The sequence below is a fragment of the Thiobacillus denitrificans DSM 12475 genome, assembly GCF_000376425.1.
Classification (GTDB): Bacteria; Pseudomonadota; Gammaproteobacteria; order Burkholderiales; family Thiobacillaceae; genus Thiobacillus; species Thiobacillus denitrificans.
The window spans coordinates 110964-127217 of sequence record NZ_AQWL01000007.1 but is presented as its reverse complement, the minus strand read 5'-3'; the positions used below and the strand labels follow the sequence as shown (position 1 = coordinate 127217).

The 16254-nt window shown below is 65.7% G+C and carries 17 protein-coding genes; 3 read left to right on the top strand and 14 right to left on the bottom strand.

All coding sequences use genetic code 11. The annotated features are described in order from the left end of the window. Positions 1-174: 174 nt before the first annotated feature. The 14 genes from B059_RS0112550 to B059_RS0112485 form a co-directional block, all read right to left on the bottom strand. Positions 175-567 carry a rhodanese-like domain-containing protein gene (locus B059_RS0112550; protein WP_018078608.1) on the bottom strand — a complete coding sequence of 131 codons (393 nt, stop codon included), beginning with the start codon at positions 565-567 and terminating at the stop codon, positions 175-177. A gap of 31 nt (positions 568-598) precedes the next feature. Further along, positions 599-994, bottom strand: coding sequence for a glycine cleavage system protein GcvH (gene gcvH / locus B059_RS0112545; protein ID WP_018078607.1), 396 nt, complete (start codon positions 992-994; stop codon positions 599-601). Continuing rightward, entirely contained in the window at positions 975-2390 is a 1416-nt protein-coding gene (gene lpdA / locus B059_RS0112540; protein ID WP_018078606.1) for a dihydrolipoyl dehydrogenase, read from the bottom strand. Before lpdA ends, gcvH begins: the two co-directional genes overlap by 20 nt. 60 nt (positions 2391-2450) lie before the next feature. After that, the gene (locus B059_RS0112535; RefSeq protein ID WP_018078605.1) at positions 2451-2993 is read right to left on the bottom strand and encodes an OsmC family protein; all 543 of its coding nucleotides are present in this window, start codon (positions 2991-2993) and stop codon (positions 2451-2453) included. Positions 2994-3244: 251 nt separating this feature from the next. Next, on the bottom strand, positions 3245-3883 hold the full coding sequence (locus B059_RS0112530; protein ID WP_018078604.1) for a response regulator transcription factor: 639 nt from the start codon (positions 3881-3883) through the stop codon (positions 3245-3247). Next, the gene (locus B059_RS0112525) at positions 3876-5153 is read right to left on the bottom strand and encodes a sensor histidine kinase (RefSeq protein WP_018078603.1); all 1278 of its coding nucleotides are present in this window, start codon (positions 5151-5153) and stop codon (positions 3876-3878) included. The genes B059_RS0112530 and B059_RS0112525 overlap by 8 nt, the downstream gene beginning before the upstream one ends. 370 nt (positions 5154-5523) lie before the next feature. After that, on the bottom strand, positions 5524-6123 hold the full coding sequence (locus B059_RS0112520) for an OmpW/AlkL family protein (protein ID WP_018078602.1): 600 nt from the start codon (positions 6121-6123) through the stop codon (positions 5524-5526). A gap of 314 nt (positions 6124-6437) precedes the next feature. Then, positions 6438-6872: a copper chaperone PCu(A)C gene (locus B059_RS0112515; RefSeq protein WP_018078601.1), complete on the bottom strand. Its 435-nt coding sequence runs from the start codon at positions 6870-6872 to the stop codon at positions 6438-6440. A gap of 27 nt (positions 6873-6899) precedes the next feature. Further along, positions 6900-7721, bottom strand: a complete 822-nt coding sequence (gene folP / locus B059_RS0112510) for a dihydropteroate synthase (protein WP_018078600.1) — start codon at positions 7719-7721, stop codon at positions 6900-6902. Then, complete coding sequence (locus B059_RS0112505) at positions 7693-8265, bottom strand: histidine phosphatase family protein (RefSeq protein WP_018078599.1); 573 nt, start codon at positions 8263-8265, stop codon at positions 7693-7695. Before B059_RS0112505 ends, folP begins: the two co-directional genes overlap by 29 nt. Next, positions 8262-9071, bottom strand: a complete 810-nt coding sequence (locus B059_RS0112500) for a formylmethanofuran dehydrogenase subunit C (RefSeq protein WP_038058711.1) — start codon at positions 9069-9071, stop codon at positions 8262-8264. The genes B059_RS0112505 and B059_RS0112500 overlap by 4 nt, the downstream gene beginning before the upstream one ends. Beyond that, entirely contained in the window at positions 9068-9964 is an 897-nt protein-coding gene (fhcD, locus tag B059_RS0112495; protein ID WP_026177507.1) for a formylmethanofuran--tetrahydromethanopterin N-formyltransferase, read from the bottom strand. The genes B059_RS0112500 and fhcD overlap by 4 nt, the downstream gene beginning before the upstream one ends. Further along, entirely contained in the window at positions 9961-11625 is a 1665-nt protein-coding gene (locus B059_RS0112490; RefSeq protein WP_018078596.1) for a formylmethanofuran dehydrogenase subunit A, read from the bottom strand. The genes fhcD and B059_RS0112490 overlap by 4 nt, the downstream gene beginning before the upstream one ends. Next, positions 11612-12853, bottom strand: a complete 1242-nt coding sequence (locus B059_RS0112485) for a hypothetical protein (RefSeq protein ID WP_018078595.1) — start codon at positions 12851-12853, stop codon at positions 11612-11614. Before B059_RS0112485 ends, B059_RS0112490 begins: the two co-directional genes overlap by 14 nt. A 273-nt stretch (positions 12854-13126) precedes the next feature. Here B059_RS0112485 and B059_RS0112480 point away from each other — a divergent pair, with 273 nt between their 5' ends. Genes B059_RS0112480 through B059_RS0112470 form a run of 3 tightly spaced genes read left to right on the top strand, consistent with a single transcriptional unit; the run spans position 13127 to position 16254 of the window. After that, on the top strand, positions 13127-14119 hold the full coding sequence (locus B059_RS0112480) for a beta-ribofuranosylaminobenzene 5'-phosphate synthase family protein (protein WP_038058709.1): 993 nt from the start codon (positions 13127-13129) through the stop codon (positions 14117-14119). A gap of 40 nt (positions 14120-14159) precedes the next feature. Then, positions 14160-15062 (top strand): NAD(P)-dependent methylenetetrahydromethanopterin dehydrogenase, encoded by a 903-nt coding sequence (locus B059_RS0112475; protein WP_026177504.1) that lies wholly within the window; start codon positions 14160-14162, stop codon positions 15060-15062. Further along, complete coding sequence (locus tag B059_RS0112470) at positions 15052-16254, top strand: ATP-grasp domain-containing protein (protein WP_018078592.1); 1203 nt, start codon at positions 15052-15054, stop codon at positions 16252-16254. Before B059_RS0112475 ends, B059_RS0112470 begins: the two co-directional genes overlap by 11 nt.

Below are 16254 nucleotides of genomic sequence, written 5' to 3'. Positions count from 1 at the left end.
TTCCACACCGGCTGCGGCGGCTCAATGATGGAATGATCTTCGGTGTTTTGTTTTGACGGGCCATGTCTCTCCGCGTATCTCCTCCAGGCCCGTTAAATTTTGGCGGGCCTATTTCGGGCCCGCATTTTTTTTGCCTGCCGAGGCGAGCCATGCTCCCATGGTCCGGCTACCCCTTCACATCCGCGCCGGAGTTATGTCGAAGCCAGCGCTCTTCCAGGCCTCTATCCCGCCCGCCAGGGAGGTCACATTAAGGTATCCCAGCTGTTTCAGAGTATGGGCGGCAAAGGCACTGCGCCCGCCTGTCTTGCAGTACACCAGGATTTCCAGTTGGCGATCGAGTAGCGTTTTCTCGCAGGCCGGATAGCTCGGGTCGACCTTGAATTCAAGCACACCGCGTGGAATGTTGCAGGCGCTGCCGATGCACCCCTCGCCGAACTCCGCAGGCTCGCGAACGTCCAGAAGGACGATGCCTTTTCGCGCCGCCAGTGCGCGCGCGGCGGTAGGGGCATCCCATTCGGTGATCCGGGACCTGGCCTGGGCGATGAGGTCTTGCGTGGTAAAGCTCATGTGGGGCCTCCTTCAAATGAAAAACCGGCCTTCATGCCGCCAGGCCGATGTGTTTGAGATAACCGCCGGCCTCCAGCAGATGGCCAGTTTCCACCGCTGCGGCCAGGCGGATGCGCAACACCCAGCCCTCGCCATAGGGGTCGCTGTTGACCAGCCCGGGTTCGCCGCGCAGGCGCGGATTGACCGCCAGCACGCTGCCGTCCACGGGTGCGATCATGTCGGACACGGCCTTGTGGGATTCGATGGTCCCGAGGGGGGTATCCTGGCGAATGGCAGCGCCCACCCGGGGCAGGTCAAGGAATACGACCTCGCCCAGGCTTTGCTGCGCGAAATAGCTGATCCCCAACAGGGCCTCGTCACCCGCCTGAACCTCCAGCCAGAGGGCGTCGCGGTGATACAGGCGGTCTTCAGGGTAATGTGTTGGCATGATGGGGTCTCTCGCGTTTCATGGGTTTATGTACGGCCTGGCCGAGCGCATCCTCGGCGGCTTCCAGTAGCGCCTCCGACAGAGTGGGATGGGCGTGCACGGTTTGGGTGATGGCATGCACGGTGGCGCCCTGGCGGATTAGCACCGCAGCCTCATGCACCATGTCGGACGCGTGTGCGCCGACGATGTGGACACCGAGCAGGCGCCCGCTGACACGGTCCGCCACCACCTTGGCCAGGCCGGTCAATTCGCCCATGGCCTGGGCCTTGCCGAGGCAGCGCAGGTCGAAGCGGCCGCAACTGACGATATGGCCTTTTGCGATGGCATCCCGTTCGGTGAGGCCGACGCATCCGATCTCTGGCATGGTGAACACGGCCCACGGGATGGCTGCTTCGTTGAGCGGCGCGGGGTCCAGTCCCAGGGCGTGATCCACCGCCAGACGTGCCTGCGCCGAGGCGGCATGGGCCAGTGCGAGGCGGCCGTTGACGTCGCCCACCGCATAAAGCCCCGCCAGGTTGGTGCGCATCAGGCTGTCGGTCATGATCTCGCCGTGCTGGCCCACGGCCACACCGGCCTCTTCCAGGCCAAGTCCCGCGCTTTGGGGGCGGCGCCCGACAGCCACCAGAGCGCGTTCGGCGGTGGCCACCAGCTGGCCGTCGGCATAGGCGGCGACGCCGCTCGGCGTGACCTCAAGCCGTTCCACCAGGCAGCGGCCGATGAATTCGATGCCGAGCTTGCGCATTTCCCGCTGCACGACGCTGGCGATATCCTGATCCAGGAAAGACAGCGGGTGCTCACCCATGGCGGCGAGGGTCACCTGCACGCCCAGGGTGTGCATGATGAAGGCGAATTCGCAGGCCACCACCCCATCGCCGGCGATGAGCAGGGAACTCGGGAGGGTGTCCCATTTCAGCAGGTCGTCGCTGGTGGCGATGCGTTTGCCGTCGATCTGGAAACTTGCCGGCTGGATGGGGCTGGAGCCGGTGCAGATCAGCACGGCGTCGGCTTCGACCATACCGTGCCCTCGCACTTCGACGCGCCGGCCGTCAACGATGCGGCCGCGTCCCTGGATATGCACCACTTTGCGATCCGCCATGAGGCCATCGATACCGCGATTGAGCAGGCCGATAACCTGCCCGGCCTTGGCGCGCATCGCCGGCCAGTCGGCCTCGATGCTGCCGTTGAGGTGCAGGCCGTAGGTTTCCGCGCGACGCATCTTTGCAAGGAGATTGCAGACCTCCACCAAGGTCTTAGTGGGAATGCAGCCGCGATGCAGGCAGGTGCCGCCCAGCGGATGCGGGTCGATCAAGGTGACGTTCGCACCTTCCGCCGCGGCGTGAGAAGCGGCGACATAGCCCGCAGGGCCACCGCCGATAATGGCAATATGTTTGGACATGATGGGTCTCCTGTGCCCGTCCGGCTGCCCGGAGGCGCCGAACGAGCCCCTGCTTTCAGCTCAGGCCGAAAGCGCCTCGGCCTCCATCAGCTTGCCGTTGAGGGTGACCTGACCGCTGACCTCGATGGCGCGCATCAGGGTATCCATCACCGGACAGTGGCTTTCCACGGTCTGCACCAGTTTCATGAGCGATTCGGTGTCGGCGGGGCTATTCACCTCGGTCTCGAAAATAATTTTCTGATAGCCCGGTGGAATCGCTCCATCCATACCGAACAGGCCGCGCAGGTCGAGATAGCCGCGCAGATTGACCTTGACTCCATTGAGCTTAATGCCCATGACCGACGCGTAGGCGCTATACATGATTTCCTGGCATGCGCCCAGTGCGACCAGCAGTAGTTCCACCGGATTGGGTGCGGCGTCGGCCCCTCCCAGCTCGGGCGGCTCGTCGACGATGATGACAGGGAAGTCGCGCACCTTGGCGCTGCAGCGTACGTCCTCTTCCAGCTGGGTATCGGCACGAAATACCACCTTGGCGGCGCCGGGATTGCTCTGGATGCCGGTGATGGCCTGCATCAGGGCGGCTTTGACGGTTTCTTGCGACATGGTCAGTTTCCTCTCGTGTGTGGGGATCGACGGCGCGCAACCGTGCATGCCGTTGATTGCATTAAATGGCATTGCAGCGATGGAAATAAGTCGGACGAGCGCGCATCCGGATAAGTAGATTCCCTAATCGGACCGGGTAAACCCGGAAGAAGGAGGAACCACCCGGCACGCGCTGGAATAATGCCTATGCCTGCCGGCACAGCCAGCCTTGCCCGGCCAGAATAGCCGGGGCTGCTGTGACAGGCGCGGTCTCAGGAAGCCGGGCTGACCTCGTTCGCCGCCGGCGTTTCCATGCGCATCCATAGCTGCACCAGTTCGGGCAGGGAATTCACATGCATCTTGAACATGACGTTGGCGCGGTGCACCTCGATGGTTTTCGGGCTCAGGCCCAGTTTGATGGCAATCACCTTGTTGGCCTTGCCGGCCACCACGTGCGCGGCGACTTCCCGTTCGCGCGGTGTCAATTGCCGGTAGTTGGCTTGGATCCGGGTCAGTTCCTGGTGGCTGTGGCGGCGTTGCCGGCACAGTTCCAGGGCCAGCTGGATGCGATCGAGCAAGGTCTGGTCGTTGTAGGGCTTCTGCAGGAAATCGATCGCGCCGGCTTTCATCGCACGCACCGCCATCGGCACATCGCCGTGGCCGGTGACGATGATGACCGGCAGGCACCAGTCGCGCTCCAGCAGGTGATTCTGCAACTCCAGGCCGCTCATGCCGGGTATGCGCACATCCAGCACCAGGCAGCCCGGGCTGGTGCCGTCGTAGGCATTGAGGAATTCGTGCGCCGAGGCATAGCTGCACACCCGATGGCCGACCGACTCCAGCAGCCAGTGCAGCGATTCGCGCACGGCCTGATCGTCGTCGACCACGAAAACAGTTTGTTGTTCAGCCATCTATTTCCTCCGCGGTAGCCCGGCATAAGGTGAAGCGGAACGTGAGTCCATCGCCGTTCGGGTTGGACAGGGAAATCAGGGCGCCACCATGGGCCTCGACGATAGAGCGGCAGATCGGCAGCCCCATGCCCATGCCGACCGACTTGGTGGTGAAGAACGGCTCGAAAATCCGGCTCTGCATTTCACGCGCCAGCCCGGAGCCGGTATCGCGCACCTCCACCACCGCCTTCTCCTCCGCCACATAGGTGCGCAGCGTGAGATAGCGTCGTTCGGGCGGCACGTCGCCCATCGCCTCGATCGCGTTGCGCACCAGATTGATCACGACCTGCTCGATCTGGATGGCGTGGCCCAGCACGTGCGGCATGCCGGGTGCCAGATTCAGCCTGACGTTGACCTGATGCAGCTTCACTTCCGGCCCGGCAATCAGCATGGCTTCGCGCACGATGGCATGCAGATCCTGTACCCGGTGAGGGCTGTCCTCCTTGTTCACGAAACGGCGCAGGCTGCTGATAATGCCGCCGGCACGCTCGGCCTGCAGGCAGACCTGCTCGATGGCCTGGGTCATGTCTTCCGCCGCGCCGGCGCCGGAACGGATGCGCCGCAGGCAGCCACGCGAGTAGTTGGCAATGGCGGCAAGCGGCTGGTTCAGCTCATGCGCCAGACCGGAAGCCATCTCGCCCATGGTGTTGACACGCGCAGCATGGGCTAGCTCACGGTAATGCAGGCGCACCTCGTCCTCGGCGTGCTTGCGCGCCGTGATGTCGCGCGTGATACCAAGCAGTGCGATCACGTTGTCGCGCCCGTCACGCAGCGGCACGGCGTGAGTCTCCATCCAGCACCGGCGGCCTTTCAGGCTGACGATCTGGAACTCCATGACACCGGATTCCCCGGCAAACACCCGTTCGGTGAGGGTGCGGTATTCGTCGCAGAACTCCGGTGCGACCATGTCGTAGACTGAGGTGCCGATAATGTCGCCCGGCTGGCTGGCTTCGAGCAGCGCCAGCCCGGCCGGATTCATTTCCAGCAGGATGCCGTCGAGGGTTTGCAGCTTCACGCACTCCGGCTCCGAAGCGATGATCTGGCGCAGCCGATTTTCGTTTTCCGCCAGTTTCTCTTCGGCGCGGCGACGTTCGTTGATTTCGTTTTCCAGCACCTGCTTGGAATGGCGCAACCGCAGATTGAGGCGGGTAACGTGCAGCACCAGGCCCGCCATCAGGATGAGAACGGCCGATAGCAGTACCCAGGCAAACGGATTAGCGGGGTAATCCAAATGAATCGCTCCCGTCGGATCGGGTCATTCCTGCGCTGTCTGGCCTGAAACTGCCAGCCTCCGTCCGGATGAATAATATACACATGCAATAATCGAACCAATTGGCATGGCATGCCGCAAAGACGGGCCGGCATTGGATTGCGGTCCGCTTGGACAGGCGCGACCTGTCCTGCGCCCAGGGCAAGCGGATGACACTCTGTCATGCGGGCACGGCTCCCTGCCGTCAATCCCATAGTGAGTGGATCGTCGGCTGAGCGCATGCATCCGTCGGAATGGACGGCCCGGGCTTGAGCGGGCTGTTTCCCGTATGCCTTTTCGGGGATTGGTTGTGCGCGAACCCGCCGTCCGCTCCGGCCCGGGCGCGAACATCTCAGAAATGCCGTCCTACCGCCAGGCCGATCATCAGCGGATCGAGCTTGATGGTCTCGATCTTGGCGCCGCCGCCGCCCGGCCGCACGTCGGTTTCCAGGTAAAATTTCTGCACATCGAAATTGATGAAATAGTCCTTGTTCACGTTGTAATCGAAGCCGGCCTGCAACACCGCTCCGGTATCCGCCGGAAACCTGCGCAAGCCGTCGAACACCGGTCCGCTCTTGTTGAAGAACACGGTGTAGTGGATGCCGGCGCCGACATAGGGGCTGAAATCCGACTTCGGCATGAAATGGTATTGCAGCATCAGGTGGAATGGCGCCATGCTTGCCTTGCCCAGCGTCGCGCCGCCGGCGCTGAATGTATGGCGCGTGATCCCGGCGGACGTGTTCAGCGCCAAGTTTTCGTTCAGGTAATAAGTCAGACGCAGGATCGGCTTGGTCTCGTTGGTGGCATCCGCCCCGACCACAGGCGATTCGATGTCGGGACGGATGTTGACCAGTCCAAGGCTCACATCGAGCCGGTTGTCGGCATGCGTCAACGTGGCGAACGCCGACAACAGCACACCCGTCAGCGTAGTGCGGGGAAAAGATTTGTTCATTGCGTCTCCTTATGGTTTATGGCCCCGCGCGTCGCGCGAGGGCCAGGCATCCATTACAGAGGCACGCTGGAGCGGCGTAAATTGGTATCAATACCGTGTCAATACGGTACTATTACTTAGTCGGCGCAGGCATTCTCCGGGAGATCGGCCGAACCGGAAGCAGCAGCCGGATCAGTTGAGGAAAGAGATGTGCGCCGCGCAGCCGGAAAGAAAAATCCCACGGCTCGCCTGTGGGGAATTCGCTGCGTTGGGGGCATTGCCTGGCTCGGGGAAGCACCGATGGGCGGCGCAGGCGCAACTCGCTCCACACGGTCTCAGCCGCGCGGCGCCGCCACAGTTAGCGTGATCTCGATCGTGCTCTGCTTGCCGGCGCCATCGCGCACGGTCAGCGTCATCGGCACGCTGTCGCCGCCGCCGAGTGGCGCTTTCAGACCGATCAGCATGGCATGCAGACCGCCGGGTTCCAGCCTGACGGTCTTGCCCGCGGGCAGCCTGATCGATTCCAGTTCACGCATTTCCATGCGCTCGCCGTCCATGCGCATAAAATGCAGCTCGACCGCTGCCGCCACCGGCGTGGCGACTGTCACCAGTTCCAGGTCGCGTTCGGCGCTGATGTCCATGAATGCGCCGGCCACCTTCTGGCCCGGCACCGTGGGGCGCACCCAGGCGTTCTCGATTCTGGCGTCGACAGCCAGCACCGGGGTGGCGAACATCAGGGTGGTGAGCAGCGAAAACACATAAACACGCATGGCAGGACTCCTGGTCGGATCGAGGTCTCAGTTCTCGCTGCCCAGCACCTGCCAGACCTTCAGCGCATCCACCGTGGACGCAACATCGTGCACGCGCACGATCGCAGCGCCACGCATCGCGGCGAGCACCGCCGCCGTGACGCTGGCGATCGTCCGTTGCTCCAGTGTCCGGCCGGCGATCTCACCGAACAGCGATTTGCGCGACACCCCGACCAGCGTCGGCGCCTCGCGCGTGAAGCGGCGCAGTTCGCGAAACAGCGCGATGTTGTGTGCCGGCGTCTTGCCAAAGCCGAACCCCGGATCCAGCACCAGGCGCTCGCGCGCGATGCCGGCATGGCGCGCTGCCTCGAAACGGACGCGCAGATAATCCACCACTTCCTGCGTCACCTCGCCGTACGCCGGCGCCAATTGCATGGTTTGCGGCGTGCCCTGCATGTGCATCAGGCAGACGCCGCAATCGGAATCCGCCACCGCTTGCAGCGCGCCCGGCGCGCGCAGGGCGTTGACGTCGTTGATCATGTCCGCGCCGGCGGCCAGCGCGGCGGCCATCACCTCGGTCTTCATGGTGTCCACCGACAGGGCCGCACCGCACGCCGCGAGGCCGGCGATGACCGGCAGCACGCGCTGCAATTCCGTCCCCGCATCGACCGGCGTGGCACCGGGTCGTGTCGACTCGCCGCCTATGTCGAGGATGTCGGCGCCCTCCTCGCGCAGCCTCAGGCCGTGCTCGATGGCGCGCCCGGCATCGGCGTAGCGGCCGCCGTCGGAAAACGAATCCGGCGTCGCGTTGACGATGCCCATGACCAGTGGGCGCGCCAGGTCAAAACGATAGCGGCCGCATTGCAGCATGGTTCATGCCTCCTGCGAATTCGAGGGTTTCGCAATTGTCGACCCAGACCAGCCACATACGCGCCGGATCCAGGTTCTGAAAATACCCAGCCACGGCCTGCAGCACTTCGTGATGCGTCACCACCAGCACGGCAGCTTCGTCGACTTCGCTCAGGTCGGCCAGGAAGCCGTGCACGCGCGTCACCATTTCGCGATAGGACTCGCCGCCCGGTGCCTTCCACGCAAAAGGATCGGGCGCGCCATGCATGGCATTGAGATACTGTGTCACCGGCAGTCCCTCGAAGCCGGTATTGCGGTCGTCGAGCCGGGCATCGACATGGATCTCGGCGCAATGGCATGCATTGACGATGGCCGCGGTTTCCTGCGCGCGGCGCAGGCGCGAGACGTAGACCCGACGGATCGGCAGGCCGCGCAGACGCTCGGCAGCGGCTTGCGCCTGCCGCCGCCCGGCCGGGGTCAGCGCCACCGGCACGCCGGGATCGGCGTTGCACAGACCGCTCAGGTTGTACTCGGATTCGCCGTGGCGCAGGAACACCAGTTTCATGCCGGCGCCAGGATTTCCCCTTTGCCGCCGAAGGCAAGGTCGCCCATGTGGCGGTGCACGCGCGACGAGTCCGACACCACGCCGGGCAGGATGGCGTCGGCGTGGCGGCGCAGCAGGCCGAGCCAGGACAGATCCGCCACGCCGGCATCATTGTAGGTAGCCGGCATGATGTCCGGCGCACGACCGAGAATCAGGCTGCCCCGCCGCAGGCCGGGGCCGGGCGCGCCGGCGCATCCACCGGCGACTACCAGAGTGCCGGCCAGCAAGCGCGCACCGCAGGCTGCGCCGGCCTTGCCGCGCACCAGGATCAGGCCGCGCCGCATGCGGTCGCCGAGGCGATCACCGGCATCGCCCGCCACCGCGACGACGCCGCCGCCCATGCCGGCGCGGTCGCCGATCAAGGCAGCGCCGAGCCAGTTGCCGGCATTGCCGGCGATGCGCAGCAGGCCACCGCGCATGCCGTTGGCGGCGCAATCGCCGGCGTCGCCCGCGATGATCAGCTCGCCGCCCCGCAGGTTCTGGCCGGCATAATGCCCGGCCGACCCTTCGACATGCAGCGTGCCGGATGTCATGCCCTTGCCGAGGCAATCGAGACGGCTGCTGCCGGCATCAATCCGCAGCGCGGCGCCCGCCTCGCCCGGCGTCACCGCGAACAGATCGCCCAGCGCCACGGGGTTGCCGTCCACCCGCACGATTTGTGCAGCGATATCGCCGGCAGTGCGCCCACCCAGGGTTTCGGGCAGCACGCCGCTCATGTCGATGCGGCCGCTCGGGGTGGCGCGCAAGGTCAGTGTCATGGCGCTCATGCCAGAATCTCCCGCAGACGATAGTGGAACTGTCCCAATTTGCCGCCGTAGTTGCCGGCCGACAAGCGCACGATACCGCCCGCCGCGCCGATCGCGCACACCGCGTCGAGGCCGGCTTTCATGGCCACGCGCATGTCGGCGTCGCTGACCGCGTCGATGACGATCTCCAGCACCGCTTCCACGTCGGCGCCCAGTTCCGATCGGGCCACGCCGCGCAAGGTCGGACAGAAGGCATCGTTGGTGGACGCCGGCAACGCCTTGTACTTGGAGCCGATCTTGGAACCGGAACGCACCACGCCGCCGGGGAACGGCGCGATCGCGCCGGGCACCCCGGCGATGGCCGCCGCCGCCGCCTCGCAGGCGGCGAGTGCCTGGGCGCGGGAACGGGCAAGAACCAGGAAATTGCCGCCGCCGACGGAACGCAGCAGTCCGGTGGATTCCTCGGCCAGGAATTCGCCATCCATCACCGGGATGCGCCAGTAACGCCGGCCGCCGATCAGTTTGGACATCTGCCAGCCATCGCCGAAATAGCGCAGGTTCTTGCCCAGCGGCAATTGCTCCTCGCCTTCGCAACCGGCGAACACGGCGGTGGTGGGACAGGTCAGCACGCACTGGCCGACACGGCGTTCCAGTTGTTTGGCCAGCTCCTTGCTGGAGACCGCAAACAGCAGGCCGGCCACACCGGGACGGCCGTCCGGGGTTTCTTCGGGGGCAAGTTCGCGCTCGATGCCCGCCTCGCAGCCGCAGGCGATCACCGAGGTGGCGAAGCCAAAAGCCGCGTTGGCGGAATGCTTCGCCCAGGCCAGGCTGTCCGCGGTGATGATGATACGGGTGGCCCTCATGCCGAAGGCTTCGGCATAGGTGTCGTCGATGCTCACGCCGTTGCGGATCATGCGCGCCTCCCCGTGCATTGGTGGGGGATCAGCTTGCTGGCGCCGCAGGCGCAGATCTCGTCATCGCTTACCCGGATGTGTTCCATCTTCACGGTCATGTAACGGTCGTAATATTCCTTGAGCGGTTTCTCGATCGCCTTGTCGTATTCCGGTTTCACCGCGTGCTGGGCGCCGTTGACCACCTTCACCACCCGGCCGTCGCGCACGATGATCTGGCCGTCCTTGAACACGTACTCGGGTTTTTCGAACATCGCTTCGCGGTTGGCATCGTCGTGGTACACCACGATGTTCGCTGCCGCACCTACGCCCAGATGGCCATGGTCGGAAAGGCCGAGGGAACGGGCCGGCGCGGCGCGGGTCATGATGGCGATCTCGTACAGGCTGTATTCCCGCTCCAGGCTGCGCAGCTGGCTGTGGGCCGCCGCCTCGGCATTGATCTCGTCCAGTTTCGCGTTGCGGAATCCCCGGTCCATCAGCAGCCTGATCAGGTGGGGATAGCTGGTGAAGGGCGCGCCGTTGGGATGGTCGGTGGTCAGGAAAATGCGCCAGGGGTCGCTGACCCGCAGGAACAGTTCCAGGCCGATGGCCCATTGCAGTGCATTGACGAAGTTCTTGTCCTTGTACTTGAACGGCACCACGCCGCAGCCGGCATCGCACTCAATGTCCATGGTCACCCATTTGTCCGGGCTGGCATGACGGTGATTGCGGTGCTGGCTCATATTGTCACCGGAGGCGGTGACGGTCTGGCCGAACAAGACCTGGCCGACGTCGGCCGACACGTTGCTCATGCGGTTGATGGCATCGGCGATACGTTCCGCCTCCGAGGAGAACTTGCGCTCCCCTTCGGTGCCGTAGCTGTGGAACTGGATGTGGGTCAGATGAATGGGCAGGCCTTCCGCCGCCGCCATGGTGGCGAGCGTGCTGTCGGCGTTGCCGGGAATGCCCAGGTTGCTGGCGTGCACGTGCAGCGGATGCGCCACGCCCAGTTCGTGCACGGCACGGGCCAGGGCTTGGATCACCTGGCGCGGACTGACGCCGTAATGCGGGTGCGCCTCGTCCAGGTCCAGGTTGCGGGCGTTGAACTTGAAAGCGGAGATGGCACCCGGGTTCACCACCTTGATCGCCATGGCCTGGGTGGCATCCAGCGTCCAGCCGACGTAGTCGTTGATCAAGCGCTGGTCGCTGCCGGAAGCCAGCAGACGCAGAAAGAAATCGTCGCTGCCGAGCATGGCGTAGGCGCCCTTGTCCACCATCGGGATATCGCCCATCTCCAGATGGGCATGGCGTGCGTTGGAGGGCAGCATGGCCGGCTCGAAACAGGCGGTATAGCCCATCTCGGCGTAGCGGTAGCCGGTGGTCCAGGTGGACGGCGCGGCGTGGCCGCAGCCGGCGTGCATGTCACCCATGGCCGGTACCGTATCGGCGCGGTGATCCTCCGGCAGCAGGGCGCGGGCGATGTTCAGCTTGCCGCCGCCGATATGGGTGTGCAGGTCGATGGCACCGGCCATCACGACCCGGCCGGCGAGGTCGATCTCGCTGTCTATCCGGGTTTCCGGGCCGGGCGCGGCAACGATGCGGCCATTCTCCACATAGAGGTCGCGCACCTGGCCGTCGACGCCATGCTCAGGGTCGTAGAGGCGGCCACCTTTAAGTCGCAACATGATTCATCTCCTGCTGGATCGCGGCCAGGGCCTGGGCCACACTGGGCAGTTCGGTGGGGGTATGGCCTTGCAGTGGCAGGGCCACCACCCCGTCCATGCGGTGCATGAAGCCGGCGTGGTGCACACCGGGCACGGCCACGGGAATGAATACGTCCGGCGGGTCGGCAAAGACCATGTCCGGCCGGCCCAGGACGATGCGCGGGCAGGCGACAGCTGGCGGCACGCGTTCCGGATCGAGCGCCGCGATCCATAGCAGCGCATCCACCTCGCGCGTTTCCAGCAGACGCGCGGTGTCGAACAGGAGCGGCTGATAGTGCGGGCCAGAAGCCTCGAAGGCGGTACGCAACGGATAGCCTGCCTGCCAGGTGCAGACCTGGGCAGCGGAAGTGTCGCCGTCGTTGCCGCCGAGTGGCAGGCCCGACCAGCGCGTGGTCTGGTTGAGGTCCTTGACCAGATCGACCATGGCCTGAATCGCCAGGTCGGCGTGCGGGAACGTCAGCTCCGCCGCGTTCCATACCAGCACGCCGTAGCGTGCTGCGCGCAGCATCTCCAGCAAGGCGTCGACCTGATCCATCGGCACCCCGGCTACGCTGTCGGCAGCGAGGCGCCGGCCGGCCAGGCGCGCGCGCAGGGCGCCGCACAATTCACCCAGACGCGCGTTCTGGAGCGGGATGGCAAGATCCGGTGAGACGGAGTGCGCCGCCTCCGGGGAAAGCCCGCTTCCCAGGACAACGAGGCGCCGGCGCAGCTCGCCGAACTGGGACTCCTGCGCCAGACAGCGCTCGAAGAAACGCGGAAAACGGCAGGTGTCGGTGCCGGCGAGCACGATCAGGTCGGCGCGGTTGCGCACTTCCGACAGCGTCGTGGTCATCCAGCCGCCATCCTGGTATGCCAGCCAGTTGCGGAACTGGGCGGCGCCGTTCATGTGATCGACCACGCCACCGGTTCGCTCGGCCAGCGCCAGGGCGGCACGGTGGCCGGTGACGTCACAGGCCAGTCCGCCGATCAGGGGACGCTGCGCGCGCTTCAGCAGGGCGGCGGCGGCCCGGTAGGCGGCGGCAGGCTCGGCAGCCTGGCCGGCGATCCGGGCCGTTCCGCGCGCAGGCACGGGGAACAGTCTGACAGCGCGCGCGCAGGCCGGGCTCTCGGCGCGGGCACCGGTAGCGTCGGTCGCGACGCGGATGTCGTCGCAAACGAGGCCACAAAAGGGGCAGCAGGAATCGGGCATAGAGGAGGTCGATGTGTGTGGAAGCGACCTGACCATGCAGATTCCGTGCCACATGCAAAGCGCGACGGCATTTGTCTGGCGAATCAAATGGTTTGTCTTGCTGACACCAATACGCTCGCCGTACCGGCCAGATGTCACGCCGCCTGTTCCGCGTGACAGAGTGTCACACAGTGACAAGCCTGTCGAAACGATAGCACACTGATTGGTATGGTCTTTTTTCATGGCATGGGGCTTGCTTCCAGTCAGGCCCAAGCATCCTTATTACATTGACCCATGAATCTCACCGCCAATCGCAGCGCAACCGTAAGAGCCCCCGCAAGGCTGCACATGGGGTTTCTCGACCTCAACGGCAGCCTCGGGCGGAATTTCGGCAGCCTGGGGCTGGCCGTGGAGGAACTCGCCACCACCGTCACCGCGTATGTCGATGACCACATCTCGGCCGAAGGCCCCCAGGCCGACCGGGCCGAAACCTACGCGCGTTCGGCCCTGCACGCGCTCGGCATCAAGGGCGGCGTGCGCCTGTTCATCCAGCAGGCCATTCCCGAGCATGCCGGGCTCGGTTCCGGCACCCAGCTCGCCCTCGCGGTCGGCACCGCGCTGGCACGCCTTTACGGTATGACATGGTCGCCACGTGAGGTGGCCACCGCACTCGGCCGCGGCGGGCGCTCCGGCATCGGCATCGGCCTGTTCGAACATGGCGGCTTCGTTGTCGACGGCGGCCGCGGAGAACAGGACCTGCCGCCCACGCTGATCTCGCACCTGAAATTCCCCGCCCACTGGCGGCTGGTGCTGGTATTCGATCCTGCCTACCGGGGACTGCACGGCGAAGCGGAAAAGCAGGCTTTCGCCAGCCTGCCGACATTTCCGGAAGCCAGCGCCGGCCATCTGTGCCGCCTGGCACTGATGCAGGTGATGCCGTCCCTGGCGGAGGGCGATATCGCGGACTTCGGTGCCGCCATCAGCGAGATCCAGGAGGTGGTAGGCGACCATTTCGCGCCAGCCCAGGGTGGTCGCTTCGCCAGTCCACGCGTGGCACGCGCCCTCGACTGGTTGGCCGGAAATGGCGCCGCCGGGGTGGGGCAGAGCTCGTGGGGGCCAACCGGATTCGCGCTGGCGGATTCGGAAACGCGGGCGCGCGCCCTGGCTCAGTTTGCGCGTATCGAGTTCGCCGCCGACGGCCTCGAATTCATGGTTTGCGCCGGCCGCAATCGCGGTGCGGATATGCGCATCGCGGCGAACACGGCGCTGGCCCCGGCACACCACTAAACCCGGTACGGGAATCCCAAACAAAATAACGATGAAACTCATGGAAAAACCCTATTTGCTGCATTTCGCCACGCCGGACGCCAGGGTCAGCCCGTTCGACGTGAACATGGCTTACGACGCCGGCTGGAACGCGGTGATTCCCTATGGCGGGGTCGGCCTCGCCGACATCGCCGGCTTCACCCAGGACGCCATTTTCTCGCGTGGCCCCAAGGGCGTGAAACGAACCGGCATTTTCATCGGCGGCCGCGACGCGATCCTCGCCACCGATATGCTGGACGCCGCTCGCCGGGCCATGGTGCCGCCGTTTGAGGTTTCCGTGTTCGCGGATCCCAGCGGGGCCTACACCACGGCCGCCGCCATGATTGCCAAGGTGGAGCAGGCCCTGGCGCAGGTCCACGGCACGACCCTGGACGGCCGCCAGGTCGTGGTATTCGGCGGCACCGGCCCAGTGGGCATGACAGCAGCGGTGCTGGCCGCGCAGGCGGGCGCCCGGGTCACGATCCCCGGTCATGATGGCCTGGCTCGCGCAAGCGAAGCAGTGAGCCTCCTCAATGGCCGCTTCGGCGTCGGCATCCAGGCCGCCGACGCCAGTTCTGACGTGGCCAAGCACGCCCTCCTGGCGCAGGCCGAGGTCGTACTGGCTACCGCCAAGGCCGGGGTGCAGGTGCTCGGGGCCGCGCATCTCGGCCGTGCCACGGCACTCCTGGTGGCGGCGGACATCAACGCCGTGCCGCCGGCGGGCGTGGAAGGCATCGGCGTCATGGACAACGCCGTTCCCCTGTCCACGGCCGCTGGCAAGGCTGTAGGTATCGGCCCCCTGGCCATCGGCAACATCAAATACAAGGTTCAGCAAGGCTTGCTGCAGAAGATGCTGGCTGCCGAAAAGCCCCTTTATCTGGGTTTCCCAGAGTGTCTGGACGAGGCCCGCCTGCATGCAGCCTGAAGCCCGCCCAGAGGCTTTTCTCCTGGTTTCCCTGAGCGGCCGCGGCCTGGCGCAGGCAGCGGCACGCGCCGGCCGGATCGCGGTAGGCATGGACGGCTTCGCCGACCGCGATACCTGCGACCTGGCTCCGCTCTGGCAGCGGCTGCCGCTGGACGAAAACGGGGATCTGGCGCCCCTGGGCCTGGTCGAAGCCGCCGCGCGCCTCAGCCCGGTGGAGCATTGCCTCGGCCTGGTGTACGGCTCCGGCTTCGAGGCTCAGCCAGAGTTGCTGAAGCGGCTGGCCTGCGGTCGCCAGCTCCTGGGCAATCCCGCGGAAGTCCTGGCCGAGAGCGCTAATCCCATACGTTTCGCCAGCCTGGCGCGCCGCCTCGAACTGCCCTTCCCCGAGGTGCAGTCCGCCCCGCCCGCGGACCCTGCCGGCTGGCTGGCCAAACGCGCCGGCGGATGTGGCGGACGCCACGTGCGCGAAGCGGCGGGTATGGCGGCTCGTCCCGGCATCTATTTCCAGCGCCGCGTGGACGGCACGCCCTGCTCCCTGCTGTTTCTCGCCGATGGCCGGGAAATCCGGGCGATCGGTTTCAACCGTCTCCTGCCGGCGCCGGCCGAAGCGCCCGGACGCTGGACCTATGCTGGCGCCGTGGCGCTGGACAATGCGCCTGGCGGTGTCGGCCCGGCCGTGCAGGCAGCGGCCCGCGCGCTCACCGGTGCCCTCGGCCTCAGGGGTTTGAATGGCATCGATTTCGTGGTGAACGGCAGCGACTGGAGCCTGCTGGAACTCAACCCCCGCCCCACCGCCACCCTGGAACTCTGGGATGTGAATCCGATGCCGGCCCTGTTCGACCTGCATGTCCAGTCCTGTCTCGGACACCTGCCGGTCGCGCTGCCCAAACCGGAGGCGAGCCGCGCCGTCGCCGTGGCCTACGCCGGCGAAACCCTGCGCGTGCCCGCCGGTTTTCCCTGGCCGGACTGGAGTGCCGACCTGCCTCGCATGGACACCCTGCTGGAACCGGGCGACCCGGTCTGCACGGTGCATGCGACGGCTGCCGATGCCAACGCGGCGGAACAACAGGCCTTGAGTTTCCGCCAGCGTATTCTCGAACGTCTGTCACGGCATGGCGAGGTCGAAACCGGCCGCGCACGCCCCCCCACCCAACGCGTTTCACCTCTCCTTTCCACCACCGGGCGGAACTGA

Bases quoted from the DNA above. Each gene is read 5' to 3' on its own strand.
- B059_RS0112485 (WP_018078595.1), bottom strand. From the start codon at position 12,853: ATGCCCGATTCCTGCTGCCCCTTTTGTGGCCTCGTTTGCGACGACATC.
- B059_RS0112530 (WP_018078604.1), bottom strand. From the start codon at position 3,883: ATGGCTGAACAACAAACTGTTTTCGTGGTCGACGACGATCAGGCCGTG.
- folP (WP_018078600.1), bottom strand. From the start codon at position 7,721: ATGCTGCAATGCGGCCGCTATCGTTTTGACCTGGCGCGCCCACTGGTC.
- B059_RS0112500 (WP_038058711.1), bottom strand. From the start codon at position 9,071: ATGAGCGCCATGACACTGACCTTGCGCGCCACCCCGAGCGGCCGCATC.
- B059_RS0112475 (WP_026177504.1), top strand. From the start codon at position 14,160: ATGGAAAAACCCTATTTGCTGCATTTCGCCACGCCGGACGCCAGGGTC.
- B059_RS0112515 (WP_018078601.1), bottom strand. From the start codon at position 6,872: ATGCGTGTTTATGTGTTTTCGCTGCTCACCACCCTGATGTTCGCCACC.
- B059_RS0112535 (WP_018078605.1), bottom strand. From the start codon at position 2,993: ATGTCGCAAGAAACCGTCAAAGCCGCCCTGATGCAGGCCATCACCGGC.
- B059_RS0112505 (WP_018078599.1), bottom strand. From the start codon at position 8,265: ATGAAACTGGTGTTCCTGCGCCACGGCGAATCCGAGTACAACCTGAGC.
- B059_RS0112520 (WP_018078602.1), bottom strand. From the start codon at position 6,123: ATGAACAAATCTTTTCCCCGCACTACGCTGACGGGTGTGCTGTTGTCG.
- gcvH (WP_018078607.1), bottom strand. From the start codon at position 994: ATGCCAACACATTACCCTGAAGACCGCCTGTATCACCGCGACGCCCTC.
- lpdA (WP_018078606.1), bottom strand. From the start codon at position 2,390: ATGTCCAAACATATTGCCATTATCGGCGGTGGCCCTGCGGGCTATGTC.
- B059_RS0112470 (WP_018078592.1), top strand. From the start codon at position 15,052: ATGCAGCCTGAAGCCCGCCCAGAGGCTTTTCTCCTGGTTTCCCTGAGC.
- fhcD (WP_026177507.1), bottom strand. From the start codon at position 9,964: ATGATCCGCAACGGCGTGAGCATCGACGACACCTATGCCGAAGCCTTC.
- B059_RS0112550 (WP_018078608.1), bottom strand. From the start codon at position 567: ATGAGCTTTACCACGCAAGACCTCATCGCCCAGGCCAGGTCCCGGATC.
- B059_RS0112490 (WP_018078596.1), bottom strand. From the start codon at position 11,625: ATGTTGCGACTTAAAGGTGGCCGCCTCTACGACCCTGAGCATGGCGTC.
- B059_RS0112480 (WP_038058709.1), top strand. From the start codon at position 13,127: ATGAATCTCACCGCCAATCGCAGCGCAACCGTAAGAGCCCCCGCAAGG.